22 protein-coding genes are annotated in these 25,436 nt (G+C 58.5%); 15 read left to right on the top strand and 7 right to left on the bottom strand.

Going from position 1 to position 25,436, the window contains the following annotated elements; translation table 11 throughout:
• Positions 1-96: 96 nt before the first annotated feature.
• Positions 97-660, bottom strand: a complete 564-nt coding sequence (locus AC3ISG_RS02975; RefSeq protein WP_489298468.1) for a hypothetical protein — start codon at positions 658-660, stop codon at positions 97-99.
• Here AC3ISG_RS02975 and AC3ISG_RS02980 point away from each other — a divergent pair.
• Positions 649-1,332: a DUF6515 family protein gene (locus tag AC3ISG_RS02980; RefSeq protein WP_489298469.1), complete on the top strand. Its 684-nt coding sequence runs from the start codon at positions 649-651 to the stop codon at positions 1,330-1,332. The two genes, AC3ISG_RS02975 and AC3ISG_RS02980, sit on opposite strands and share 12 nt — an antisense overlap.
• Positions 1,333-2,328: 996 nt before the next feature.
• Here AC3ISG_RS02980 and AC3ISG_RS02985 read toward each other — a convergent pair.
• Positions 2,329-3,234 carry a cation diffusion facilitator family transporter gene (locus AC3ISG_RS02985; RefSeq protein WP_489298470.1) on the bottom strand — a complete coding sequence of 302 codons (906 nt, stop codon included), beginning with the start codon at positions 3,232-3,234 and terminating at the stop codon, positions 2,329-2,331.
• A 24-nt stretch (positions 3,235-3,258) separates the two neighbouring features.
• Positions 3,259-3,684, bottom strand: coding sequence for a polyribonucleotide nucleotidyltransferase (locus AC3ISG_RS02990; RefSeq protein ID WP_122536914.1), 426 nt, complete (start codon positions 3,682-3,684; stop codon positions 3,259-3,261).
• 144 nt (positions 3,685-3,828) lie between these two features.
• On the opposite strand from AC3ISG_RS02990, the gene hrpB reads away from it, so the two are divergent.
• Positions 3,829-6,360 carry an ATP-dependent helicase HrpB gene (hrpB, locus tag AC3ISG_RS02995; protein WP_489298471.1) on the top strand — a complete coding sequence of 844 codons (2,532 nt, stop codon included), beginning with the start codon at positions 3,829-3,831 and terminating at the stop codon, positions 6,358-6,360.
• Between the two features lie 579 nt (positions 6,361-6,939).
• A complete protein-coding gene (locus AC3ISG_RS03000) occupies positions 6,940-7,929 on the top strand; it encodes a hypothetical protein (protein ID WP_489298472.1) in 990 nt (329 codons plus the stop codon).
• A gap of 82 nt (positions 7,930-8,011) precedes the next feature.
• On the opposite strand, the gene AC3ISG_RS03005 is transcribed toward AC3ISG_RS03000, so the two are convergent.
• The 3 genes from AC3ISG_RS03005 to AC3ISG_RS03015 all read right to left on the bottom strand — a co-directional run bounded on the left by AC3ISG_RS03005 (position 8,012) and on the right by AC3ISG_RS03015 (position 11,460).
• A complete protein-coding gene (locus AC3ISG_RS03005; protein ID WP_241072755.1) occupies positions 8,012-9,622 on the bottom strand; it encodes a diguanylate cyclase domain-containing protein in 1,611 nt (536 codons plus the stop codon).
• Between the two features lie 85 nt (positions 9,623-9,707).
• Positions 9,708-10,790, bottom strand: a complete 1,083-nt coding sequence (locus AC3ISG_RS03010; RefSeq protein WP_489298473.1) for an endonuclease/exonuclease/phosphatase family protein — start codon at positions 10,788-10,790, stop codon at positions 9,708-9,710.
• A 16-nt stretch (positions 10,791-10,806) separates the two neighbouring features.
• Entirely contained in the window at positions 10,807-11,460 is a 654-nt protein-coding gene (locus AC3ISG_RS03015) for a YciC family protein (RefSeq protein WP_489298474.1), read from the bottom strand.
• Between the two features lie 189 nt (positions 11,461-11,649).
• Between AC3ISG_RS03015 and AC3ISG_RS03020 the strand changes: the two genes are divergently transcribed.
• From AC3ISG_RS03020 to AC3ISG_RS03065, 10 genes are all read left to right on the top strand, one after another.
• Positions 11,650-12,459, top strand: a complete 810-nt coding sequence (locus tag AC3ISG_RS03020) for a DUF2076 domain-containing protein (protein WP_122624024.1) — start codon at positions 11,650-11,652, stop codon at positions 12,457-12,459.
• 279 nt (positions 12,460-12,738) lie between these two features.
• Complete coding sequence (locus AC3ISG_RS03025; RefSeq protein WP_108121635.1) at positions 12,739-13,218, top strand: NYN domain-containing protein; 480 nt, start codon at positions 12,739-12,741, stop codon at positions 13,216-13,218.
• Between the two features lie 232 nt (positions 13,219-13,450).
• The gene (locus AC3ISG_RS03030) at positions 13,451-14,077 is read left to right on the top strand and encodes a 3'-5' exonuclease (RefSeq protein ID WP_489298475.1); all 627 of its coding nucleotides are present in this window, start codon (positions 13,451-13,453) and stop codon (positions 14,075-14,077) included.
• 395 nt (positions 14,078-14,472) lie between these two features.
• Positions 14,473-15,363: a drug/metabolite exporter YedA gene (gene yedA / locus AC3ISG_RS03035; RefSeq protein WP_489298476.1), complete on the top strand. Its 891-nt coding sequence runs from the start codon at positions 14,473-14,475 to the stop codon at positions 15,361-15,363.
• A 69-nt stretch (positions 15,364-15,432) separates the two neighbouring features.
• Positions 15,433-16,770 carry an RNA helicase RhlE1 gene (gene rhlE1, locus AC3ISG_RS03040; RefSeq protein WP_122536923.1) on the top strand — a complete coding sequence of 446 codons (1,338 nt, stop codon included), beginning with the start codon at positions 15,433-15,435 and terminating at the stop codon, positions 16,768-16,770.
• Positions 16,771-16,964: 194 nt separating this feature from the next.
• Positions 16,965-18,041 (top strand): dTDP-glucose 4,6-dehydratase, encoded by a 1,077-nt coding sequence (rfbB, locus tag AC3ISG_RS03045; RefSeq protein WP_122536924.1) that lies wholly within the window; start codon positions 16,965-16,967, stop codon positions 18,039-18,041.
• A complete protein-coding gene (rfbD, locus tag AC3ISG_RS03050) occupies positions 18,038-18,943 on the top strand; it encodes a dTDP-4-dehydrorhamnose reductase (RefSeq protein WP_489298478.1) in 906 nt (301 codons plus the stop codon). Before rfbB ends, rfbD begins: the two co-directional genes overlap by 4 nt.
• Positions 18,940-19,830, top strand: coding sequence for a glucose-1-phosphate thymidylyltransferase RfbA (gene rfbA / locus AC3ISG_RS03055; RefSeq protein WP_489298479.1), 891 nt, complete (start codon positions 18,940-18,942; stop codon positions 19,828-19,830). The genes rfbD and rfbA overlap by 4 nt, the downstream gene beginning before the upstream one ends.
• 31 nt (positions 19,831-19,861) lie before the next feature.
• Positions 19,862-20,770, top strand: coding sequence for a glycosyltransferase family 2 protein (locus AC3ISG_RS03060; protein ID WP_489298480.1), 909 nt, complete (start codon positions 19,862-19,864; stop codon positions 20,768-20,770).
• 167 nt (positions 20,771-20,937) lie between these two features.
• A complete protein-coding gene (locus tag AC3ISG_RS03065) occupies positions 20,938-22,314 on the top strand; it encodes an FAD/NAD(P)-binding protein (protein ID WP_489298481.1) in 1,377 nt (458 codons plus the stop codon).
• Positions 22,315-22,460: 146 nt separating this feature from the next.
• Here AC3ISG_RS03065 and AC3ISG_RS03070 read toward each other — a convergent pair whose 3' ends face one another.
• The gene (locus AC3ISG_RS03070; protein WP_489298482.1) at positions 22,461-23,564 is read right to left on the bottom strand and encodes an acyltransferase family protein; all 1,104 of its coding nucleotides are present in this window, start codon (positions 23,562-23,564) and stop codon (positions 22,461-22,463) included.
• A gap of 492 nt (positions 23,565-24,056) precedes the next feature.
• Between AC3ISG_RS03070 and AC3ISG_RS03075 the strand changes: the two genes are divergently transcribed.
• Positions 24,057-25,052, top strand: coding sequence for a glycosyltransferase family 2 protein (locus AC3ISG_RS03075; RefSeq protein ID WP_122536930.1), 996 nt, complete (start codon positions 24,057-24,059; stop codon positions 25,050-25,052).
• A complete protein-coding gene (locus AC3ISG_RS03080) occupies positions 25,049-25,387 on the top strand; it encodes an EamA family transporter (RefSeq protein ID WP_122536931.1) in 339 nt (112 codons plus the stop codon). Before AC3ISG_RS03075 ends, AC3ISG_RS03080 begins: the two co-directional genes overlap by 4 nt.
• Positions 25,388-25,436: the final 49 nt, after the last annotated feature.

Genomic DNA, 25,436 nt, shown 5'->3' on the forward strand with positions numbered 1-25,436 from the left:
TGTGCCTGAATTTCCGTATGGGCCGGAGTGCACGCTTCTACAGTTTCATCCGCCACGCTGATAGAGTGCGGCGAACGGCGCATCCGACCCGCAGTCCTATCCCATAGGTATCCGCGCCGTAGTGAGGAAAGCATGAACATGCGCATCTGGCGTTTGGCAGGTGTCAGTCTCTTGGCCTTGAGCATCAGTGCTCAGGTGTTCGCCGACGACAATAATCAACAGCAGCAACAGCAGCAACAGCAGCAGCAACAGCAGCAGCGCCAACAGCAACAACGCGGCTTCGAGATGCAGCGGCAGCAGCAAGAGAACCAGCGCGGTTTTGCCGACGATCAGCAGCGTCAGCAGCAGCAACAACGCCAGCAGCAGGCGCAGCAACAACAGCAGCAGCGCCAGCAGGAACAGCTGCAGCAAAATCGGCAGATTCAGCAGAACCAGCAAGAGCGCGCCAATCAGCAGCGCCAGCAGCAGGAACGCGAGCGCAACCTGCGCGACGATCAGCGCCAACAGCAGCAGCAACAGCAGCAACAGCAGCAACAGCGCCAGCAAATGCAGGACCAGCAGCGCCGTCAGCAAGAGCAGCAGCAACAACAGCGTCAGTTGCAGGATCGTCAGGGTGGCCTGCCTATTCAGGGTCGGCCGGACACTGTCGTGCAGACGCAAGAGCCACGTCAGGGCTTTTACCGCGACCAGCCCCGAGACAACCGCTGGCGCGACGGCGACCGTCGTCCCGATAACGGCAACTGGCAGGCCGGCCGCCCTGGTGGTCATGGCGACGGCTGGGGGTCGGGCCCGCGCTATCGGCCGGGTTACGAGATTGATCGCATGCCGGGCGGCTATTCGCGGGTGCCTTATCGCGGCGGCGATTACTTCTACTCAGGCGGTTACTGGTATCGCCCACAGGGCCCACGTTATGTGGTCGTCCAGCCCCCACGAGGTGTTCGTGTCCGCTACCTGCCTGACTACGCGCAACAGGTCTGGCTTGGCAGCGCGCTGTTCTTCGTCGCCGCCGGCACTTATTACACCTACGAGCAGAACACCCAGGAGTACGTAGTCGCCGAGCCTCCGCAGAATGTTGAGCCGGTGTATTCACCTCAACAACCGCAGCCCGTTCAGCAGGCCGCGAATCCCTACGACGTTGTCGCGTATCCGCCCGAAGGCAAGCAGCAACAGGAGGTCGAACAGGACCGCTACGACTGCTACCGCTACGCCGTCCAGCAAAGCAATTTCGACCCGGCGGGCGCAGCGTATCAACCAGCACCGGAAGTGCTGGGCGTGTACCGTCAGGCAATGGCCAGTTGTTATGCGGGGCGCGGGTATAGCGTTCAGCAGTAGGGGCGGGAGTGTGTAGCGGTAAGCGCATGTTGCTTTAGTGGGATCGGCTTCAGCCGGGAGGAGGCCGGTTTGGGCGCCATCAGATTTGCAACGTGACGCCTGACGCTTTCCCGGCTAAAGCCGGTCCCACTAGATGCACGCGGTCAGTGGGACCGGCTTCAGCCGGGAATAGGCCTGCAGCAACACCCTCAATTTCGTGGCGTGACGCCTGGCGCTTTCCCGGCTAAAGCCGATCCCACTAAGAGCACGCGATGTGTCGGTAGGACCGGCTTCAGCCGGGAAGAGGCCTGCACCAGCACCCTCAATTTCGTGGCGTGACGCCTGGCGCTTTCCCGGCTAAAGCCGGTCCCACGAGATGCACTCGGTCAGTAGGACCGGCTTCAGCCCGGAAGACGCTGGATTGACCACCATCAGATTTGCAGCGTGACGCCTGACGCTTTCCCGGCTCAGGCCGATCCCACTAGATGCACGCGGTCAGTAGGACCGGATTCAGCCGGGAAGACGCCGGATTGAGCACCCTCAGATTTGCGGTGTGACGCCTGACGCTTTCCCGGCTAAAGCCAGTCCCACTAAGAGCACGCGGTGTGTCAGTAGGACCGGCTTCAGCCGGGAAGAGGACTGCACCAGCACTCTCAATTTCGTGGCGTGACGCCTGACGCTTTCCCGGCCAAAGCCGATCCCACTAAGAGCACGCGGTGTGTCAGTAGGACCGGCTTCAGCCGGGAAGAGGCCTGCACCAGCACCCTCAATTTCGTGGCGTGACGCCTGGCGCTTTCCCGGCTAAAGCCGATCCCACTAAGAGCACGCGTTGTGTCAGTAGGACCGGCTTCAGCCGGGAAGAGGCCTGCACCCACATCCTCAATTTCGTGGCGTGACGCCTGACGCTTCCCCGGCCAAAGCCGGTCCCACTAGACGCACGCGGTCAGTGGGACCGGCTTCAGCCGGGAAGACGCCGGATTGAGCGTCCTCATATTTGCCGCGTGACATCTGACGCCTTCAATTCAAAACCGGTCCATCTTCGCGACCCACCACTTCCTGTGGATCCGCGTGCACCAGCACTTCGGCCTTGGGGAATTCGTCCTGAATTGCCGCCTCCACCCGCTCGCACAAGTCGTGCGCCACTGACAGCGTCAGCGTGCCCGGCAGCTCCAGGTGCAACTGCACAAACCAGTGATTCCCCGAGATCCGCGTGCGCAGGTCGTGGGCGCCCAGTACGCCGGTTACGCCCTCGGCCAGTTCGAGCATTTTGGCGCTGACATCCACAGGCAATTCAGCGTCCATCAGCACCGACACCGTCTCCCGGGCAATGGAAATCGCGCTCCACAAAATGTAGAACGCGATCGCCAGACCAAAATAGGCGTCCAGCTGCGAGTAGCCGTAATAGGCGAGCCCCAGCGCCAGCATGATGCTGAAATTGAGCAGCAGGTCTGAACGGTAGTGCAGGGAGTCCGCCCGGATCGCCGCCGAACCGGTTGCCTTCACCACGCGGTGCTGCAACATCAGCAAGGCGATCGTCAGACCAATCGACAACACCATCACCAGCAAACCCAAACCCGGATCGCCGAGGGGCTGCGGGTGCTGGATGCGGTCGACCGCCTGAAAACCGATCAGGAGCGCGCTCACGGCAATGAACAACGCCTGGGCCATGCCCGACAGCGCCTCGGCCTTGCCGTGGCCATAGCGATGATCATCGTCCGCGGGACGCAGCGCGTAATGCACAGCCAGCAGATTGAGAAATGAGGCGGCGCCATCGAGCAACGAGTCCGTCAGCCCGGCCAACAGACTCACCGACCCGCTTAGCCACCACGCAACCGCCTTGGCAACGATCAGAGTGCTCGCCACCGCAAGCGATGCACGGGTTGCCAGACGCAATAAGCGGGCGTGTTCGGGGCTGGTGCTCATGGCGCTTCCTTAAATCACAAAATCTCAAGCGGACGGGACGAGGCCCAGAGCAGCAAGCTGCTGCACGCTGCCTTTGTGCTGGATCAGGCGGGGATCATCCAGCGGCAATGTGCGGCCGAGCTCTGTTTGAATGATGGCTTGCAGCTTGAGGTTGTCGACCGTGCCGTCAGCGCGCACTGCCGGTTCAAGTTTCTGCGGATCGATCTGCGCCTGATTGCCGCTTGGCAGATAGATCGCGCCAGTGGCGAAGTCGACACCGAAGGCGATCACGCCGGGGATGATGTAGAACAACAGGCCGATGGCGTCGAGTATCACAATAGCCGGGTCCATCCGGCCGCTGCCCTGAATCTGGCCGCGACGATCCGGGTAGAAAATACTGCCGCACGCGGTCAGTTGCGTCAGCAGCGTGGCAACCAGAACACCGCCAATCAAACGGGATGGAATGCGCATGGGGATCTCCTCATAAGAAGTCGCAACTATACAAGGCAAATGCCTAATCAATAAGAGTATCCGTGGGGGAAGACAGTTCGTTGGCAGGGTGAACAAAGCCGCAGCAGCTCGCCGTATAATCGTCGCCTTGTTTCCGGAGCTCTCATGAATTCTCTGCCCATCGATGCCGTTCTCCCCGCCTTGCGCCAGGCCCTTGCCAACCGGGACGAGGCCGTGCTCGAAGCGCCGCCGGGCGCGGGCAAGACCACCCGCGTGCCGCTGGCGCTGTTGGGGGAGTCGTGGCTCGCGGGGCAGACGATCCTGATGCTTGAGCCCCGGCGCCTGGCGGCTCGTGCTGCTGCTGAAAGATTGGCGAGCGAGTTGGGGGAGGGCGTTGGCGAAACGGTGGGTTACCGGATTCGGCTGGACAGCAAGGTCGGCCCTAATACCCGCATCGAAGTGGTCACCGAAGGCATTCTCACCCGGCGCCTGCAGGAAGACCCTTCGCTGGAAGGTGTCGGGCTGCTGATTTTCGACGAATTTCATGAAAGAAGCCTCGACGCTGATCTCGCGTTGGCCTTGAGCCTCAACGGCCGCGCGCTGTTTCGTGACGAGCAGCCGCTGAAGATCTTGCTGATGTCGGCGACGCTTGAAGGTGCGCGGCTGTCGAGCTTGCTTAATGATGCGCCGGTTATCAGCAGCGAAGGGCGCATGTTCCCGGTGTCGATGCAGTGGGGGCGGCCGTTTCAGCCGGGGGAATTCATCGAGCCGCGGGTGGTGCAAACCGTGCTCGACGCGCTTGGTAACGAGTCCGGCAGCGTGCTGGTTTTCCTGCCGGGCCAGGCCGAGATCCGTCGGGTCAATCAACAGTTGGTCGATGCCATTGGCGATCGCAGCGACGTGCTGCTGTGCCCGCTGCACGGCGAGCTCGACCTGAACGCCCAGCGCGCGGCGATTGAACCTGCGCCCAAGGGCAAACGCAAAGTCGTGCTGGCCACCAATATCGCCGAGACCAGCCTGACCATTGATGGTGTGCGGGTGGTCATCGACGCCGGGCTGGCGCGGGTGCCGCGTTTCGATCCCGGCAGCGGCATGACGCGCCTCGACACGCAACGCATCTCCCGGGCCAGCGCCACTCAGCGGGCGGGTCGGGCAGGACGGCTTGAGCCGGGCGTGTGTTATCGATTGTGGTCCGAGGCGCAGCACGATCAGTTGGCGGCCTACGGTGCTGCGGAAATCCTTCAGGCTGACCTGGCCGGCCTGGCGCTGCAATTGGCGCGTTGGGGTGTCGAACCAACCCAACTGACCTGGCTGGACCTGCCGCCCGCTGCTGCTTATTCCCAGGCCCAGGACCTGCTGGCGCGGCTAGGCGCTCTCACGCGCAAGCCGGGTGAAGACTGGAAACTCACGCCCCACGGCCAGTCGATGGCGGAGGTGCCTGCGCATCCACGCATCGCTCACTTGCTGTTGCGCGGTCATGAACTGGGTCTGGGTCCGCTGGCCTGCGACGTTGCCGCGTTGCTCGGTGAACGGGACATTCTGCGCGGCGCCGGTGCCGACCTCCAGAGCCGACTCACGTTGCTGGCTGGGTCAGAACGCGCAGCGAAAGGCTCGCAAGGCGGCGTGCAGCGGGCGCGGCAATTGTCGCGGCAATATCGGGGGTATCTGAGGGGCACAGCCCGGAAGCCGGTCGTCGACCCTGATCACCCGCGCTGGCTTGGCGCGCTGCTGGCGCTGGCCTATCCCGACCGCGTCGCGCAGCAACGCCGTGCTGGCGGCGCGGAGTATCGACTCGCCAACGGTCGCGCTGCCCTATTCGCCGAGCCAGACGCGTTGATGAAGCAGCCGTGGCTGGTGGTGGCTGATCTGGGCAGCCGTCAGGGCCAGCGCGAAGAGCGGATCTATCTGGCCGCCGAGTTCGATCCCGACCTGTTCGACTCGGTGCTCGCCGAACAGGTGACCGCGTTCGATCAACTGGACTGGGACGAGCGTGAGGGCGTGTTCCGCGCCGAACGTCAGCGCAAGGCCGGGGAGCTCATCATCAGCCGCGAGCCGCTCACCGGACTGGACGATTCGGCGCGGGGGCAGGCGCTGCTGGCGCTGGTGCGGCGCAAAGGGCTGGAGTTACTGCCGTGGACGCCGGAGCTGCGTCAGTGGCAGGCGCGCGTTGGTCTGTTGCGTCAGATGGATCTCCAAACGCAGAGCGAAAGCGAGTGGCCGGATGTGAGCAACGATGCGCTGCTGGAGACGCTGGACCGCTGGCTGCTGCCGTACCTGGGCAAGGTCACGCGACTGAGCCACTTCGGCAATCTCGACCTGTCATCGATCCTGCACAATCTGCTGCCCTGGCCTTTGCCCCAGCGGCTGGAAGAACTGGCGCCGCACCACCTGACCGTGCCATCGGGTTCATCGGTGCGCCTGGATTACAGCGAGTCCCCGCCCATTCTGGCGGTGCGCCTGCAAGAACTCTTCGGCCTGGCCGACACCCCGCGCATCGCCAACGGCCGGCAGATCGTCAAGCTGCACCTGCTGTCCCCCGCACGCCGCCCGGTGCAAGTCACCCAGGACCTCGCCAACTTCTGGCGCAGCACCTATGCCGAGGTGAAGAAGGATCTGAAGGGCCGGTATCCGAAGCACTATTGGCCGGACGATCCGTTGATCGCCGAACCGACCGCGCGGGTGAAGCCAAGGAAATGATTTCTGGGGTCGAGGCGGCGCACACATTTTTAGCTTATTTGGTCTCAAGGATGAACGGGGTTACAAGACTCAAGTTCTTTAGCGGATCAATCGGACCAATCAAGGACTGTTATATGCCTGGCGTCGATGCAAAGTCTTTCGACAACTCGTTATTAACTTTTTGAATGTGGGGTAATGGCGCTAGGCAGGAAAGTGGCGTCATGTTTCCGATCACTGACCAAATAACTTTTTTGTCAGTCGGTCGGGCCAATTAAAGTTGATCGTTGGCGCCAATAAATAGAGAACTTATATTTGCTGTATTGACTGGCAAAGCGCGATAGCTCGTATATAACTAGCGAGAGCTCCATTCTGTTGGGAGCTTATAACAGCCAGCATCCGAGGCCCTGGCCTCAGGGCCTTCCGATCATTCGTTTGCTGCAACGGCATACGCACTGCACGTTCTCCCCTGATATTGAAGCTGATGCCGCAGCACAGATGTTTCGGGCCATTCTCGATGATCAACGCTCTCCGTTCTTTGGCGACCCTGCCATGGGTCGCAACGCGCAAACCATCATAAAGCTGAAATAAAGGTGATTTTTCATGCACGCACGTAAAACACTTCTGTCCCTCGCAGTCCTCGCTGCACTATCGGGGGCCGCCGTGGCGGACTCCAGCACCGTCAATACCACCCAGGACGGCACAAGTAACAGTTTGAATGCCGAGCAGCAAGGCGCGACCCAGTCAAAGGTCAACATTGATCAGACGGGAACCCGGAACAGCACAGGCGTACGCCAGAGTGCGACCTACAGCACTCTGAGCATCAAACAGGATGGTTTCTCCAACTTCACTTCGGCCAAGCAGGCCGGAAACAATAATACGGCAAGCGTGACGCAGAAGGGCGGCGGGAGTTCGCTGCCTCAAGTCGCTGAGCTAGACCAGTCCGGCAGCTACAGTACCGCCACTATCGCCCAGGATGGCAATAACCGCACAAGCGCCAGCATTACTCAAGGCGGCGGCAGTAATAACACAGCGAGTCTTTATCAGGCACATAACAGTACTATCGTCGGGGGCGGCATTACTCAGTCCGGTAGCTACAACGTTGGTAACCTTACCCAACAAAACAACAACAATACGGTGACCGGTTCTGTTACACAGTCGGGCAACGGCAACACCGGTACCATTTCGCAGCAGTACAACTCGAATCGGGTATCGGCCATTCTGCAGCAGGACGGCAACAGCAACAGTGGTTCTATTCAGCAGACCAGCAATCAGTTGAGCTCCGCCAGTATGTTGCAGAGCGGTAACTTCAACACCGCCAGCCTGTATCAGACCGGCAGCGGCATGAAAGGTGATTTCCAGCAGCGCGGTAACAACAACTATTCGTCCAGCACCCAGACCGGCACCTTTAACGAAGAAACCCTGCTACAGAGCGGCAACAACAACCGCGCCGTGGTCAGCCAGACCGGCCTGGGCGGCGCTTTGTCTGGCACCACCAACCTGGTCGCTGTCACTCAGACCGGCAACAACATGGTCGCCAACGTCAGCCAGACGGGCGGCAGCGGCAACTCGGCCACGATCTACCAGCATTAAGATGCCTTACCCCGCCGATGGACCGGCGGGGGAATTTTTCCGCACAGGGGGAGCAGTCAGGAAGGTCAGGTTCGCGGCGAGGTCAAAACTGCGCCTGGGATTTGCCCGCGCGTTTGGCGCGATAGAGGGCTTTGTCCGCCATGCCCAGCGCGTCCGCAAAGTCCCCCTCGGTCCACACTGCCCCGCCAATGCTGCAACCAATCCTGATTTCCTTGCCGGCCAGTATGACCGGCTCGGCAATCTTTTTGATGATGCGCTGAGCAGCGCCTTGCACGCTGGCCAATGATTCGCCGGTCTTCAATCGCAGCAGCAGCACAAATTCGTCACCGCCGTGGCGTACTGCAATGTCGCCATCGCGCACGGTACTGGAAAGGCGCAGGCCGACTGAATGAAGCAGGGCGTCCCCCACCGCATGGCCGAAACGGTCATTCACCGGTTTGAACCCATCGAGGTCCAGGCATAGCACGCCGAAAGCAGGCGGCGGCCCGGGCTCGTCTTGCACACTCTTGACGTAGTTTTCCAACGCAGCACGGTTGGGCAGACCTGTGACCGTGTCGCGGTAGGCGACGCCCTTGATAAGCGCCAACTGACCCTTCTTTTGAGTCAGGCTCTCGACCAGATGTCGAATGACCATGCTCAGCTTTTCAACCTCAAGGCTGCCTTTTATGAGCGGAATGGCGACGTCATCGCCTTCGGACAGGCGCATTGCGGCATCGGTGATCTGGTTGAGGGGACGGGTGATAACGCCGGCCACGAACCATCCCAACACCGCGAAGGCGATGGACAACAAGCTGCCCCACAGCAAGATTTCCGCCCGCAGCCCGTTTGCCTCGGCAAAAGCCACCTCTGCTGGCTGACGCGTCACAACGGTCCAGCCCAGCCCGGGGTAACCATCGATACCGGCGCTTTCGGCAGCGCCCACCACATATGTTCTGCCGTCCTGCCACTCGCGCACCGTCCAGCGGGCCTCGCTGTTATGGTCGATGCCGGCCTCACTGGGCTTGCCGATGAGCTGTTTGGGGCCGAGCAAGACGATGCCGTCTTTGCTCACGACCAGAAACTCCAGCCCCGGAAGGCTTTTCTTCAGCGGCTCGAACATGGTCCGCCCAATTTCTGCCGCCCACTGCCATGAGAGGTGGCTGGCCAACACGCCGATGAAGTTTCCAGCCTTGTCCTTTACCGGCATGCTGATATCGACAAACTTCATCGTCTCGCCCGATGGGTTGGGCAAGAGCTTGGCGAGCATGACGGCTTCATGCACGTCACCTACAAAGGTTTTGTCCTGCCCCTCGATGAATACGGGCCTGTGCGCGATGCTGAGACCCTCAAGCAAACGGCCCGTGGACGCGACCACCGTGCCCTGGGTGTCGGTGAGGCCGATCCATGAATAACTCGGGAACTGAGCGTTGAGGTGATTAAGCAGGCTTCGCGCTTCGGCGACGTTTGCGGGGTTGCGCAGTGCCTCCAGATCACTCAGCACGCTGAGCTCCTTGGCGCGGCTGTGCATGTCACGATCAAGTCGATCGATCATCGAGGCCGCATATTCCGCCAGCTGATGTCCGGTCTGCTCTTTGTGTCTGGATATGGCGGACGCGCCAATCACACTGCCGAAGATGCAAGTGATGACCAGCACGGCGAGCGCGACAACCACTGCGAACTTCGCCCGCAGGCTTTGAAAGGGGAGCAGCTGCATGATAGTTCGCCAGTGGGAGTCAAACGCCTTCGGTCCCTGGCATTCTTGAAAAAGCTATCGGCGATCACTAGGGTTTCTTAAGCATTTACTCGCCCGGCATGGTCACTTGCAATCGCGCAATCACCGGCATGTGATCAGAAATCAATAACGTGTCCGCCTGCCTCACCCTCGCTTCGATCCGCTGCAGCTTCGGGCTGTAGAACAGAAAATCCTGCGTCCGGTCCGGGCCGCTGATGCGGGGGTCGTTGGGGAAGCGGGTGTACCACTTGCGACGATCCTCACCGGTCACGTCTTCATTGCTCGGGATCATCGGGAAGCTTTCCCACAAGCCACGCAGCTCGCTCTCTGCCGAATACGGCGCGCGCTGTTCGGCGGGCAGCCGCTGATATTGCCCCTGCGGTAGCAGATTGAAATCCCCGCCACTTATCCACAGCGTGCCGTTCTGTTCGAAGGCTTGCTGCAACTCAAGAACCGCCGCGACTTGGCGCTGTTGCACGTCGCCGCCTGATTGGGCATCGCTTAGCTGTGTATTGGTCACCGCCAGACGTCGGCCATCGCTCAACGGCAGGTAGCTGACGAGCATTGCAGGCCGAGGTTGAAACAGACGGCTAATGAAGAGCCCGGAAGGCGAGGGCAGTTGCAGGCGTTCGGCGCTGTCCAGTTGATAGCGGCTCAGTGTCGCCAGTTTGCGGCCGACACTGCCGAAAATGTGGCGATCCGGCACGAAGTCGGACTTCCAGTAAAACGCTTCGCTGCTGCAGGGGTAGAGGTCGGCGACACGGGCCTGGAGCAGGGCGAGCTGGTTGCCGTAGTCGGTGTTCTTCGCGCCGTCGTCGACTTCCTGCAGCAACACGATGTCCGGTTGCTCATCGCGAATGACCCGCGCCACTTCATCAAGGTTGAAGGCCAGGTCTTCCGGCGTCGGGCGCTCGTCCGGGCCAGTGCCGTCGGGCAGGTCGTACCAGAAGACATAGCGCTTGCCGGCCAGGTGTTGAATGTTCCAGGTCATCACTTTCAGCGTCTGACCGGGCGCCAATACCGGTGGCTTTCCGTCCTTCGCGTTGCAAGACACCGCCGCCCTCTCCTGTCGGGCGGGGTGCCAGGTCATGTCATAGAGCAATACCGCGAACAGCCCGGCACCCACCGTGAGGTAAAGCAGATACCGCATCGGGCGTGCCATCTATTCAGGCCGACCGGGCGGGTGGGTCGATGAGCATGAACAACCGGAACATCACCACGCTGATAAACAACTGCAGGAAGCTGGAAACACTGTTCACCGCAATCGACAGCATCGGGCTTTGCTGGTCCGGCAGCACGTAATAACTCAGCGCCTCAAGCAGCGACAGCGGGATGTAAACGCACAGCACGCAGGCGAAAATCCGCATGACGTGGCCCTGGGTCATTCTGAAGCTTTCGCGCATCGCTTCCAGCGGCCCCATCCCGCGCAACACCAGCAGATATTCGGACAGCACCAGTTTGATCATCACCCACACGCCCGGCAGGATGAACAGCGACATGCCGGCCATGATCAGCAGCGTGCTCAGCGCCGTCAGCACTGCGAAGGTGGGCCACAAGCGCAACGCAACGGCCCACAGGTTGGATTTGACCGGCTCTTCGCCACGGGTTTTGGCGTCCATAAAAAGAATGAGCGCGCCGGTGTACAGCGGGTAGAAAAGCAACCCGATCAACAGTGGCGCGGCCCCGGTGCTTTGGCCGAAACCGATGAGCTGTTTAGCCAGGGCCTCCAGCACCACCAGTGGCAGGCACAGCGTAAGAATGCTGCCGAAGTTGCGTCGGAAGAAATAAAACGAGTCTTGCAGAATGGTCAGCGGATTCATGAACGGATCACAAGGATAAGCAGGCCGACACTGTAACGTAGAGCTGTAAAACGGGCCAACCGGAGGCGTCGGACCGTCCTTCTTAACTTTTTGTACATCCTATTGAAACGCCCTTGAACAGCCCCATTACTGGATGTGTCCGGACAATGGCCCAGAACAGAATTCCTACGGCAATCTAACGAGGTCGCCATGAACAGCGAAGAACAAACCCTGATCGACGGCTTGTTTGGCAAGCTCAAACAAGCAGAAACCGAATCGGCCCCCCGTGATGCGCAGGCCGAAGCGCTGATCAAGGAGCACCTGACTCGCCAGCCTGCCGCGCCTTATTACATGGCGCAGTCGATTCTGGTGCAGGAAGTCGCAATCAAGCAGCTGGAGGCTCAAAGCCGGCAGCGCGACGAGCAGATTCAACAACTGCGGGCTGAACTGGAACGGGCCAAATCCGGCGCACCCGCGCAGTCCGGCAATGGCGGTGGCTTTCTGTCGAGCATCTTTGGCGGCGGTTCCCGCGAGCCACAGGCTCAGCAGCCGGCTTCGTCGTTCTCCCGTCCTTCCAGTCCGCAGCCTTCCTCGGGCGGCTGGCGTGAAAGTGGTCCGGCGAGCGCACCGCAGCAAAACTATGCTCAACCACAGCAAAATTACGCCCAGCCGCAACAGGCACCGGCTGCACCGGTCGGCAGTGGTTTCCTCGGCGGTGCGCTGAAAACCGCAGCGGGCGTGGCCGGCGGCGTGATGCTGGCGGAAGGCATCAGCAGCCTGTTCCACCACAACAGCCAACCGCAGGAAATCGTCGAGATCATCCAGGAACAGCCGGCCCAGCCTGCTGCCGAGCATGATCAGGGCGGCAGCGGCGGTTGGGGTGACGACCAGCAGCGCGTGACGGGTAATGACAGTACCGGCAATGACGCCTGGGGCAGTGATTCCAATGGCTTCGCCGATACCGATTACGGCAGCGACACCAGTGGTGGCATGTTTGACGACGACGATTCGTTCGTCTGAGACCCCCTAACTAATGCCCTCTCTGTGGGAGTGACCGGGGTGGCGTTCCACCGTGCTCACGAAGACGACGAATCAGACGCTAAATATCCAGCGTGTGCCCCGGCCCTTTCGCGAGCAAGCTCGCTCCCACAGTTAATTCCAGCGTGGCCCGTGCATCTGCAGCGTTGCTGACTAGCGGGCCTTCGCACCCAATCCTTCAATCCCTTCCCCAAACTGGCATACTGAGCGCCGGTCCGGTTTTCGGGCCCTTGTCGCTTGTCAGCGCATCGAGGAATTTGGGTGAGAAGAATCGCGGTCTTCGCCGACGTACAGAATCTCTATTACACAGTGCGTCAGGCTCACGGTTGCCACTTCAATTACGCCGCCCTGTGGGCTGACATCAGCCAGCGCGGGCAGATCGTCGAGGCTTATGCGTATGCCATCGACCGCGGCGACAGCAAGCAGCAGCAATTCCAGCAGATCCTGCGCAACCTCGGTTTCACCGTCAAACTCAAGCCCTACATCCAGCGCAGCGACGGCTCGGCCAAAGGCGACTGGGACGTGGGCATCACCATCGACATCATGGACGTGGCGCCGAATGTCGATGAGGTTGTGCTGGCCTCGGGCGATGGCGATTTTGACCTCCTGCTGGAGCGCATCATCAGCAAGCACGGTGTCGAAGCGATTGCCTACGGCGTGCCCGGGTTGACCGCCAATTCGTTGATCCGCGCGGCCAGTCGTTATGTGCCAATCGAGGGCGGGTTGCTGCTCAAGACCTGATGCACCGCCTCGGTGCAGGAGCGTCTGTGTCGCCTATGCAACTGACGACGAATGACTTGTGGGAGTGAGCTTGCTCACGAAGAGGCAGGTATGCGCACCAGAACTTCCGTGGCTGAAATGCACTATTCGCGAGCAAGCTCGCTCCCACAGGAATTGAGTTTGCTGCAGAACAGTGTGATGTCTGAACATCACGCGTTTTCCGAAAAAAATCGTCACTGTTAAGGCCACCTCCATGCAAGAACGTATCGCCGTCATCGACTTCGAAACCACTGGCATTTCCCCCAGCAGCTACTGCCGCGCCACGGAAATCGCTGTGGTGATCGTGGAGCAGGGCGTTATGGTCGAGCGCTATCAAAGCCTGATGAACGCTGGCGTGCGCATCCCGTCTTTCATTGAGTCCCTGACCGGCATCAGCAACAGCATGCTGCGCACCGCGCCCCCGGCTGAACGGGTCATGAACGAAGTCGCCGAGTTCGTCGGCCTGACACCCCTGGTGGCGCATAACGCCTCATTCGACCAGAAGTTCTGGGATTTCGAGCTGTCGCGCATCAAGCGCAATCGCGTGCAAAGCTTCGCCTGCTCGATGCTGCTGGCGCGACGTCTTCTGCCCCATGCGCCGAACCACAAGCTCGGCACCCTCACCAGCTGGGCCGGCTTGCCCCACACCGGCAAGGCTCACCGGGCCATGGCCGATGCCGAAATGGCCGCCAACCTCACGCTGCACCTGGGTCACCAACTGCGCGACACGCACGGCCTTGCCGGCGTTTCCCACCAGTTGCTGTGCAGCCTGCAAAAAGTCCCGGCGAAGAAAATTGCGGATGCGATCAGCAAGCACCGGGGGCTGGCGGCGGGTCGGTAGGGCGGCGGATGAACGCGTGCTGTCAGTAGGACCGATTTCAGCCGGGAAGAGGCCCGCGTGTTCGATATCAAATTTGCAGCGTGACAACCGACGCCTTCCCGGCCAAAGCCAGTCCTACTGGATGAACGCGTGCCCTTAGTGGGACCGGCTTCAGCCGGGAAGAGGCCAGCGTGCTCGACATCAAATTTGCAGCGTGACAACCGACGCCTTCCCGGCTAAAGCCAGTCCTACGGGTGTACGCGTTCATAAGGACTGGCTTCAGCCAGCCGCACTAAACCCCCGCTTCAGCCCCCGAGAAAGTGTACGGGTCGAATAAACCTCATTTGTAACTGACGCCAGCGGCCCTGACATTTCTAGAATCAGTCCCACAATAAACGACTGTACTAGAGCCCTTCATGCCTGCCGCCCGCCGTTTTCCCCTGCTGCTCATCGGGGCCTTTTTCGCGCTTTATGTGATCTGGGGCTCAACCTATCTCGCCATCCGCATCGGTATTGAAACCTGGCCTCCACTGATGATGGCCGGGGTGCGTTTCACCATCGCCGGCTCCATCCTGTTTGCCTTCATGCGCTTTCGTGGCGCGCCGATGCCCACCTGGAAACAGTGGAAGGCCGCAGGGATGATCGGCTTTCTGCTGCTCGCCTGCGGCAACGGCGGCGTCACCTTGGCGGAACATGCAGGCGTTGCTTCAGGTGTCGCTGCACTGGCGGTGGCCTCAGTGCCGCTGTTCACTTTGTTGTTCGGCCTGTTCTGGGGCCATCGCAACACCGGTCTGGAATGGGCCGGCATCCTGCTCGGTCTCGTCGGCATTTCCTTGCTCAACCTCGGCTCGAACCTGCAGGCCAGCCCCATGGGCGCCGCGCTGGTGATCTTCGCCGCCGCGACCTGGGCGTTCGGTTCGGTGTGGAGCCGCTACCTGCCATTGCCCGCCGGACCGATGGCCAGCGCCTGCGAAATGCTGGTGGCCGGCGCCGTGCTGTTGCTTGGCAGCTTCATCAGCGGCGAGCGCATGACCCAGTCTCCCGGCCTGTCCGGCTGGCTGGTCATGGCCTATCTGGTGGTGTTCGGCTCCATCGTCGCGTTCAGCTCCTACATGTACCTGCTGAAGAACGTGCGGCCCGCCGCCGCGACCAGCTATTGCTACGTCAACCCGGCGGTGGCGGTGTTGCTGGGCGTGTTGTTCGCCGGCGAACACATCGGCTGGGCGGAAGGTGCGGCGATGGCGGTCATCATCAGCGCCGTCGTGCTCATCGGCCTGCCGCAGTGGCGCAAGCAGAAACCGGTGTAGAAAGGGTAAACTGCGCGCCATTGTCTTCTACAGACTCTTGTGCGCTGACCTTTTTCCAACGGTACTGAAATGACATTCGCCTCCCTCGGCCTGATCGAACCCCTGCTGCGTGCCCTCGAAACACTGGGCTACCAGACTCCCACCCCCGTTCAGGCCCAGGCGATTCCGCCCGTGCTCGAAGGCCGCGACCTCATGGCCGCCGCCCAGACCGGCACCGGCAAGACCGCAGGCTTCGCGCTGCCATTGCTGCAACGCCTGACCATGGAAGGCCCGAAGGTCGCCGCCAACTCCGTGCGCGCGCTGGTGCTGGTGCCGACCCGCGAACTGGCCGAGCAGGTTCACGAAGCCATCGCGCAATACGCCGAGCACCTGCCGCTCACCACTTACGCGGCGTACGGCGGCGTCAGCATCAACCCGCAGATGATGAAACTGCGCCGAGGCGTTGACGTGCTGGTCGCCACGCCGGGCCGCCTGCTCGACCTGTATCGCCAGAACGCGGTGAAGTTCTCGCAGTTGCAGACCCTGATCCTCGACGAAGCCGATCGCATGCTCGACCTTGGCTTCTCCGAAGAACTGCGCGATATCTACGCCGCGCTGCCGAAACGCCGCCAGACGCTGCTGTTCTCCGCGACCTTCTCCGATGCGATCCGTGCGCTGGCCGGGCAGATGCTCGACAACCCGCTGACCATCGAAGTCAGCCCGCGCAACGTGGCGGCGTCGTCGGTCAAGCAGTGGATCGTCACCGTCGACAAAAAGCGCAAGAGCGAGCTGTTCATTCATCTGCTCAAGAAGCATCGCTGGGGTCAGGTGCTGGTCTTCGCGAAAACCCGCGTCGGCGTCGACCAATTGGTAGAGCGCCTGCAAGGCCTGAGCCTCAACGCAGACGGCATTCACGGCGACAAACCCCAGGCCACTCGCCAGCGCGCGCTGGATCGCTTCAAGAGCGGCGACGTGCAGATCCTTGTTGCGACCGATGTGGCGGCTCGCGGCCTGGACATCGACGACCTCCCGACCGTGGTCAACCTCGACCTGCCGATCGTTGCCGAAGACTACATCCACCGGATTGGCCGCACCGGTCGCGCCGGCCAGACCGGGGAAGCGATTTCCCTGGTGTGCGCCGACGAAGTCGACCTGCTCAGCGCCATCGAAATGCTGACCCGTCAGACGCTGCAACGCCGCGAAGAACCAGATTTCATCCCGGAACACCGCGTGCCGGCCACCGACGCGACCGGGCAGATTCTGAAAAAGCCGAAAAAGCCAAAGAAACCCAAAACCAGCGGCGGAGGTGGAAAACGCAATCTGGGCAAATGGGTCGATAGCGGCGAAGCAGCGGCAGACGTGCCGACGGTCAAGCCAGTGCGGAAGGTGCCGGTGTTTAATACCGGGCCGCGTAAGCGCAAGCCTTAAGGCGCCTTGAACACCCTGTAGTAATAATGGACGTTGCCGTTAAAATGCGGTCTGTTCATTTCGTTGATCGTCGGTACCTGTTTTCGGACCTATCCGACAGTTGATTCGCACAAGAGGCTGACCATTTCTGGCACCCTCGCTTCCATGGACCCGGCAGCGCGCAAAGTTGCCAACAATCAGGGTATGAATTTCGCGTGAAGATCTTAGTTACTGGCGGCGCAGGCTTCATCGGCTCAGCAGTCGTACGGCACATCATTGCCAACACCACCGATTCGGTCGTCAACGTCGACAAGCTGACTTACGCGGGTAACCTTGAGTCGCTGCAAACAGTTGACCAGAACGGGCGCTATGCCTTCGAACACGTCGACATCTGCAATCGCGAAGACCTTGATCGTGTGTTCCGCGAACATCAGCCGGATGCCGTGATGCACCTGGCGGCCGAGTCCCATGTTGACCGCTCCATCAGCGGGCCGTCCGAGTTCATTCAGACCAACATCATCGGCACTTACGTGTTGCTCGAAGCCGCACGCGGTTATTGGTCAGCGCTGGACGAGAGCCGTAAATCTGCTTTCCGCTTTCACCACATTTCAACCGACGAAGTGTACGGCGATCTCCATGGGCCGGAAGACCTCTTCACCGAAACCACCCCGTATCAGCCAAGCTCGCCGTACTCGGCCAGCAAGGCGAGCTCTGACCACCTCGTCCGCGCTTGGGCGCGCACTTATGGCTTGCCGACGCTGGTCACCAACTGCTCGAACAACTACGGGCCGTTCCACTTCCCCGAGAAACTGATCCCGTTGGTCATTCTCAACGCGCTGGAAGGCAAGCCGCTGCCGATCTATGGCAAAGGCGATCAGATCCGCGACTGGCTGTTTGTCGAAGATCACGCCCGTGCGCTCTACAAAGTCGTTACTGAAGGCGAAGTGGGCGAGACCTACAACATCGGTGGTCACAACGAGAAACAGAACATCGAAGTCGTGCGCACTGTTTGTGCATTGCTCGACGAATTGCGTCCTGATTCAGCGTTCCGTCCCCACGTTGAGCTGCTGACGTATGTTCAGGACCGTCCGGGCCACGATCTGCGCTATGCGATCGACGCCAGCAAAATTCAGCGTGAGCTAGGCTGGGTTCCCGAAGAAACCTTCGAATCCGGCATCCGCAAGACCGTGCAGTGGTACCTCGATAATCCTGAGTGGGTTTCGCACGTTAAAAGCGGCAGCTATCAACAGTGGATCGACAAGAATTACGCAGAGCGCGAAGACAAAGAATGAAAATCCTCCTGCTCGGTAAAAACGGCCAGGTCGGCTGGGAGCTGCAACGCGCCTTGAGTGTGTTGGGCGAAGTGATTGCACTTGATCGCCATCCGGCCGCCACTCCCTACGGCACGCTGGTAGGCGATTTATCTGACCTCGCCGGTCTGCGCGAAGCCATCCGTAGCGTGTCGCCGCAGGTCATCGTCAATGCGGCTGCTTACACCGCAGTGGATAAAGCCGAAAGCGAGCGCGAACTGGCACACACCATCAACGCGATGGCGAGCCAGGCGATGGCCGAAGAAGCCAAGCGTCTCGACGCGCTGCTGGTGCACTACTCGACCGACTACGTGTTCGACGGCAGTGGCATGAAGCCGTGGAAAGAGACGGACGCCGTCGCGCCGGTCAATTACTACGGCGCCACCAAGCTGGAAGGCGAGCAGTTGATTGCCGCTTCGGGCTGCAAGCACCTGATATTCCGCACCAGCTGGGTGTATGCGGCGCGTGGCAACAATTTCGCGAAAACCATGCTGCGCCTGGCCAAAGACCGCACCTCGTTAAACGTGATCGCCGATCAGATCGGGGTGCCGACTGGCGCTGATCTGCTGGCGGACGTGGCGGTGGCCGCGCTTCAGAAAGCGCTGGTCAACCCTGAGCTGTGCGGCATTTACCACCTCGCTCCTGCCGGCGAGACCACTTGGCACGCCTACGCAAGCTATGTCATCGACTTCGCGCGCGCTCATGGCGAGGTACTGGCGGTCGAGACGATCAGCCCGATCGCAACCACCGAATACCCTACACCCGCTAGTCGTCCGTTGAATTCGCGCCTTGCGACGGACAAGCTACGCGAGACCTTTTCTCTACACTTGCCGGATTGGCAAAGTGGCGTAACCCGCATGCTTATGGAAGCTCTGAACAAATGAACAAGACCAATCGTAAAGGAATCATTCTGGCCGGCGGTTCGGGCACTCGCCTGCACCCGCTGACGCTGGGCGTTTCCAAGCAGATGCTTCCGATCTACGACAAGCCAATGATTTTCTACCCGTTGTCGGTGCTCATGCTGGCCGGCATGCGCGAAATTTTGATCATTTCGACGCCCGACGATTTGCCGAGCTTCCGCAAGTTGCTCGGCGATGGCAGTCAATACGGCATCGAACTGACCTACGCCGAACAGCCTAGCCCGGATGGCCTCGCCCAAGCCTTTATCATTGGCGAAGAGTTCATCGGCAAAGACCCTTGCTGCCTGATCCTGGGCGACAACATCTTTTACGGCCAACACTTCTCGGACAACCTGCGCGCCGCCGGCGAGCAGACCGAAGGCGCGACTGTGTTCGGCTACCACGTCAACGATCCGGAGCGTTTTGGGGTGGTTGAGTTCGACAAGGACGGCCGCGCACTGAGCATCGAAGAAAAGCCAGCAGCGCCGAAATCAAGCTATGCGGTGACCGGTCTGTATTTCTACGACAACCAGGTTGTCGAGATCGCGAAAAACATCAAACCGTCCGAGCGGGGCGAGCTTGAAATTACCGACGTTAATCGTGTCTACCTTGAGCAAAAGAGCCTGACTGTACAAATGCTGGGTCGCGGCTTCGCCTGGTTGGACACTGGTACCCACGAATCGCTGCTGGAGGCCAGCCACTTCGTCCACACCATCGAACAGCGCCAAGGCTGGAAAGTCGCATGCCTCGAAGAGATCGGTTACACCAACGGCTGGATCACCAAAGAGCAGGTCGCTTCCCAAGCTGAAAAGCTGAAGAAAACCGGGTACGGACAGTACTTGCAAAAGATGCTTGACCACGGCAACGCGTGATAGACCTTTGAACGAATAGGCTGCCAACAGCATGTCTTTTGAGTTACCCGAAGTCGCTGTGCTGTTGGCTGCCTATAACGGCATGTCGTGGATAGAGGAGCAGATTGCCTCTATCCTCGCGCAGACCAATGTGCACGTCAGCATCTACGTCAGCGTCGACCCCTCGACCGATGGTACCGAAGGCTGGTGCGCCGAGTACGCGGCGACTCACCCGAACGTAACGTTGCTCCCTTCTGCAGGCCCATTCAAGGGCGCTGCACGCAACTTCTTCCGCCTGATACGCGATGTCGATTTGAGTGAGTTCGACTTCGTATCCTTCTCCGACCAAGACGATATCTGGTATCCCGACAAGCTTGAGCGTGCGGTTGCAAAACTGCGTTCGGACGATGTTGACGGTTACTCCAGTAACGTCGTCGCCTTCTGGCCCGATGGGCGAAGAATGCTTGTCGACAAAGCCCAGCCTCAGGTGCAATGGGATCACCTCTTCGAAGCAGCGGGGCCGGGATGCACGTATGTGCTCAAGCCTGGGCTCGCAGCGGGGTTCAAGAAGCTGATCGTGGATGAGTGGGAGAGGGTGCAGGACGTCGCGTTGCATGACTGGTTTTGTTATGCGTACGCGCGCAGTCATGGGTTTACGTGGTTTATCGATCCAGTGCCTGGGATGGATTATCGGCAGCATGCGGATAATCAGGTTGGGGTGAATGCTGGATTCAGCACAGCAATCGCCCGCGCGAAGAAAGCCCTGAACGGTTGGTGGTTCGCTCAGGTGTCAATAGTTGGATCGCTTCTAGATAGTCACCCCGATGGTGCGCCACATACCAGTTCACGACTATGGCTGGCGTTGACCGCCCGCAAGTGTCGCCGCCGTCGCCGCGACCAGATCGCCTTCACGCTGGCATGTGTCGGATCAATTGTGGCTGGAAGTAGATTTAAATCCTGAGGTCCTCATCGGAAGAGAAAACCAGCCATGATGATTGATGTGCCCGGAATACGAGTCATTTGTTCATATGGGGCCAAGGGACGTGCGGGGTCCAACCGCGGCAGTCGGTACCGAATCTTGTTTTGCCTTTGGTGGAACTTAGCTGCAAATCAGGTCGAGGAATATGTATGAGGCGCGTGGTGATCATCGGCGCGGGATTCAGTGGCACTGTAGCTGCGGTTGAATTCATGAGACATGCTCCGCAAGGAGCAGAATTAATACTGGTAAATCGTTCTGGCAAAATGGCGCGCGGTTTAGCATACGGGACGAGTAGCCCACACCATCTATTAAACGTGCCTGCTGGCAATATGTCCGCACTGCAGGATGATCCAGACTCTTTTTTGCGTTTCTGCCGTCGCTTAGACACTGAAACTCACTCCGGCAGTTTCGTCTCTCGTTCGCTATACGGTGTGTATTTGGAGGAGCTCCTGGCCGTTGCTGAGTCGCAAAGCGCAGGTCGTGTCACCTGTCGGCGCGTAGCGGGTAACGTGCTCTCGGTTGAAAAGAAGGGGAGCGACGTCTTGTTGGAAATGGCTTGCGGAGCAAAAATCCTGGCTGATCATGTCATTCTGGCGCTGGGAAATTTTGCCCCCTCAAATCCACTGGCTGTAAATCCACAATCATTTTCGCCATTTTATATCGCAGACCCGTGGTTGAATCACTTGGAGCTTGCCCATAAGGATGCTCCCAGGGTCCTGCTCATTGGGACGGGACTGACGGCTGTCGATGTATTATTGTCCATCAAACGCTCCCTGCCGTCCGCGCAAGTTTTTATGGTCTCACGCCGCGGGCTGCACCCAAAAGCCCACAGGGACCAGCTCCCAGCTGATGGCTTTACGACGGATGTCCAGAGTTTAATTCTGAATGCTGCGCCTACTGTTCGGACGTATTTAAGGATCGTACGGAACTGTATAAGTATCTCGTCAGAGCATTGGAGGGAGGTAATTACGGCTCTCAGAAATATCACTCCAGAATTGTGGTCGCGTTTGCCGTTAATCGAGCGTAGGCGTTTCCTGCGACACCTCCAGGTATATTGGGACTCACATAGGCACAGAATTGCGCCTGAAACGTCTCGCATTTTCGAAGCTGGTATACAGGATTCTAGTGTTGAACTCATCGCGGGTAGAGTTACCGCAGTGGAGATCAAAGGGGATATCTGTGAGGTCGACGTGGCGCGGCGTGGCTCTGAGCGCGTTTATCGGGTGGCGGTCAACAAGATAATCAATTGCACTGGACCTTGCACTAGCCTCTCTAGAATAGAAGATGAGTTGATGCGAAGTCTTGTCAGCGCCGATATTATTTCCTCAGATGAGCTTGGGCTAGGGATTAATGTATCACCTGGCTATGAAGTGCTGAGCAGTCAGGGCATTGCGACGCCATGGCTTAGTTATGTTGGGCCGATGCTCAAAGCTACATACTGGGAAGCGACAGCCGTACCTGAGTTGCGGGTCCATGCTAAAGCGCTGGTAATTGAAGTCATGCGCAGGTTATCCGCTGCGCCCTAAGAGCAAAGCGACTTCTCAGTCGGCACCTGCTATAGGGCTACTGCCGTCTCTTAAGGAGGCGCCAGGGCCCTAATGCCTGCTTGAACGACAGGCGCCAACTGTAAGCCTTCGGAACTCAAGCGCTGAGCGCGAACTGCCACAAGCGGCTATGGGACTGAAGCTCTATGCCGCGAGGCGTTAAAATACCACTTTTCAAATAGCATGTACGACACATAGGAAGCAAAAAGGGTAAGCACAAAAGTCGTCAAAAATGCAAATACGGCACCCCCAAGCGACGCGGGCCATGGAGTTAGCTTGTATAGCACAAGGGACGCGATGACCGAATGATACAAATATAGCGAATAGGATAGCGTGCCCAGCTTTCTCATAGCGGGGAGCATAAGGAACGAGCCAAGGGCAGAGGTTCGCCATACCAGTCTAACAAGCAGTACTGCGGCGCACGCCAGGAATAGGGAATAATAACTTTGGTAGCTAATGACTCCTAAAGCCTTTATGACTCCGCAGCTTAGGTAAGCAATGACCGCAATCGAGAGGGGGATTTTGGATGCGAATGCTTTGAGGGATGATTCAGATAAAATCCCGATGAGTCCCCCCACAAACAGAGCTTCGAACCGGATGAGCGAAGGCGGTATGCAGAACAGAATTGCTAGCAAAATTACGAACTTTATGGAGGTTTTAGCTGTATCACCTGGTACCAGTGCCAATATAGGTATTATCACGTAGAAAGCGAATTCGTATCCGAGCGACCAAGATACGTGATTATAGGGCATCACCCCCAGCGCCGGAAAAGCATTTAAAAAAATCAGGTTGCCCAGGAAGTCCATGATTTTCCACGGCCATCCAAATACTTGCACCACAATTAGGGTGGTGATGAGTAGCGAGACGAGAAATGCAGGATAGATGCGCTTAACTCTGGCGAGTACGAAGCTCGAATAGGAAAAGCCTGGTTTCTGGATCAGCCTTGTCATCAAAAAGCCGCTGATGATGAAAAAGATATCTACTCCATGGTTTCCGTCCGCTAAATAATATAGCGCCTTAAGCGTTCTTGAATCGGAGGAGTAGCTAAACTCAAGTGGATTTATTTTAAAATATTCGAGAACAATTCCTGAGAGGACATGCTCAACGAATACAATGAGCGCAGCGTAAAATCTCACTCCTTCTAAGCAGGGGTATGCTAACGGCCTAACAAGCGAGACAGTGCTTTTTTCCATGCTATATGTGGCCTGTTCTGGGTTGTTTTTATTAGCCATGCTGAAGGAAGCTAGCCGAAGCTACCTAGTTTTTAGGCTTTTTCCCACGACCCCGTATCTGGTAAGTTTTGAAGTGTGATGAGTGTGATTGCTCAAGTCCAGACTTTTGTTAAGCCGTGCCGACCGGACTTATAGTTGAGCACATCATCCATCGCTAATGAGCACAGTGCCCCAATACCGTGCGCGGACAGGTGGCGAGTGAGGGTTTTCAGCGAAGCCTCTTTTGATCTGATGGTAGTCACTGCGGCCCTTGATCGGCCCCAGGCATGGGCGCGACGGTTTTACCAGGCCGTCAGGCGCTTGGCACTAGGACTGCCAGTACTGCCTTAAAGTGGGTTACCATGGCAGCTTTTCGAGCGGGCGCTGCTGGCCGACAAAACATCATCGAATCCATTTACGAAAGGGCTGCCACTCGGTGGACCCATCCCTGGCTCTGATCTCCATGTCGATTGTGAGTTCTTGATCGATCAAAGGTATGAAACGGCGAAAACCATGACAATGACAGACTTGAAAATTGCGGTAATCATCCCTTGCTACAAGGTCAAGGCACATATCCTCGGTGTTATCGCCGAGATTGGAAGCGAGGTGACTAAAATCTACGCGGTCGACGACTGTTGTCCAGAGCAATCTGGCAGTTTCGTCGAAGAACACTGCACAGATCCTCGAGTAGTCGTCGTCCGCAACGAACAAAATCAGGGAGTGGGCGGTGCCGTTATGGCTGGCTATCAGGCTGCCATCGCCGACGGCATGGACATATTTGTGAAAATTGACGGCGATGGGCAAATGGACCCTCGTTTGCTCCCTGAATTTGTCGCCCCCATCATTCACGGTGAGGCAGACTACACCAAGGGGAACAGGTTCTTCGACCTCGAGGAAATCCGTCAGATGCCCAAGATCCGTCTGTTCGGTAACGCCGCGCTGTCGTTTTTAACTAAGCTTTCTTCGGGCTATTGGGATCTTTTTGACCCGACCAATGGCTATACCGCAATCCATCGAGATGTTGCGCGCCATCTACCTTTCAACAAAATCAGCCGGCGTTATTTTTTTGAAACTGACATGCTTTTCCGTCTGAATACATTGCGAGCAGTTGCCGTAGATATTCCGATGGATGCTAAATACGCAGATGAGGTCAGCAACCTCAAGATATCTAAAATCGTTGGCGAGTTTTTCGTCAAGCACATGCGGAATCTGGCCAAGCGCATTTTCTATAGTTATTACCTGCGTGACATGTCGCTCGCCTCGTTAGAGCTGCCTTTGGGGTTGATTTTGGTGATCGTAGGTTCAGTGTTCGGATTCTCTCATTGGGCGTCGTCCCTGAGTTCAGGTGTACCTACGCCAGCCGGAACAGTGATGCTTTCGGCGCTGCCAATTATCTTGGGTACCCAGTTCATCCTCGCATTTATCGGACACGATGTTCAGGCAGTACCTAAGCGAGCATTCCATTTGTTGCGCAAAAACAAATCCGTCAACGAGCTGAAAGTAAAATGATTTATTTCGTAGCGCTTATATGCGTCCTTGGTATTGCTGCTGGGCAGATTCTCTTCAAATTGAGCGCCTCTACTCTGCAACGCACTGGAAGCTTCTTTGATATAGCTACCCTTACCACACTGTTTTCGGCTTTTGCGCTGTACGGCATTACAACGATTGCCTGGGTGTGGGTGCTGCAGAAGATCGAGCTTGGGAAAGTTTATCCGCTAATGGCGTTGGCGTTTGTGATCGTGCCAATTGGGAGTCATCTGTTCTTCGGCGAAAAATTTCAGCCTCAGTACTTCATTGGTGTCGCAGTCATCATCTTAGGGATCATCATCACAGTTAAGGCCTGATAGACACTAAGGCTTTGGTGGGGCGAGATGCTCAAGAGGCTCTATTAAA

This window comes from Pseudomonas sp. GL_135, from assembly GCF_057834665.1.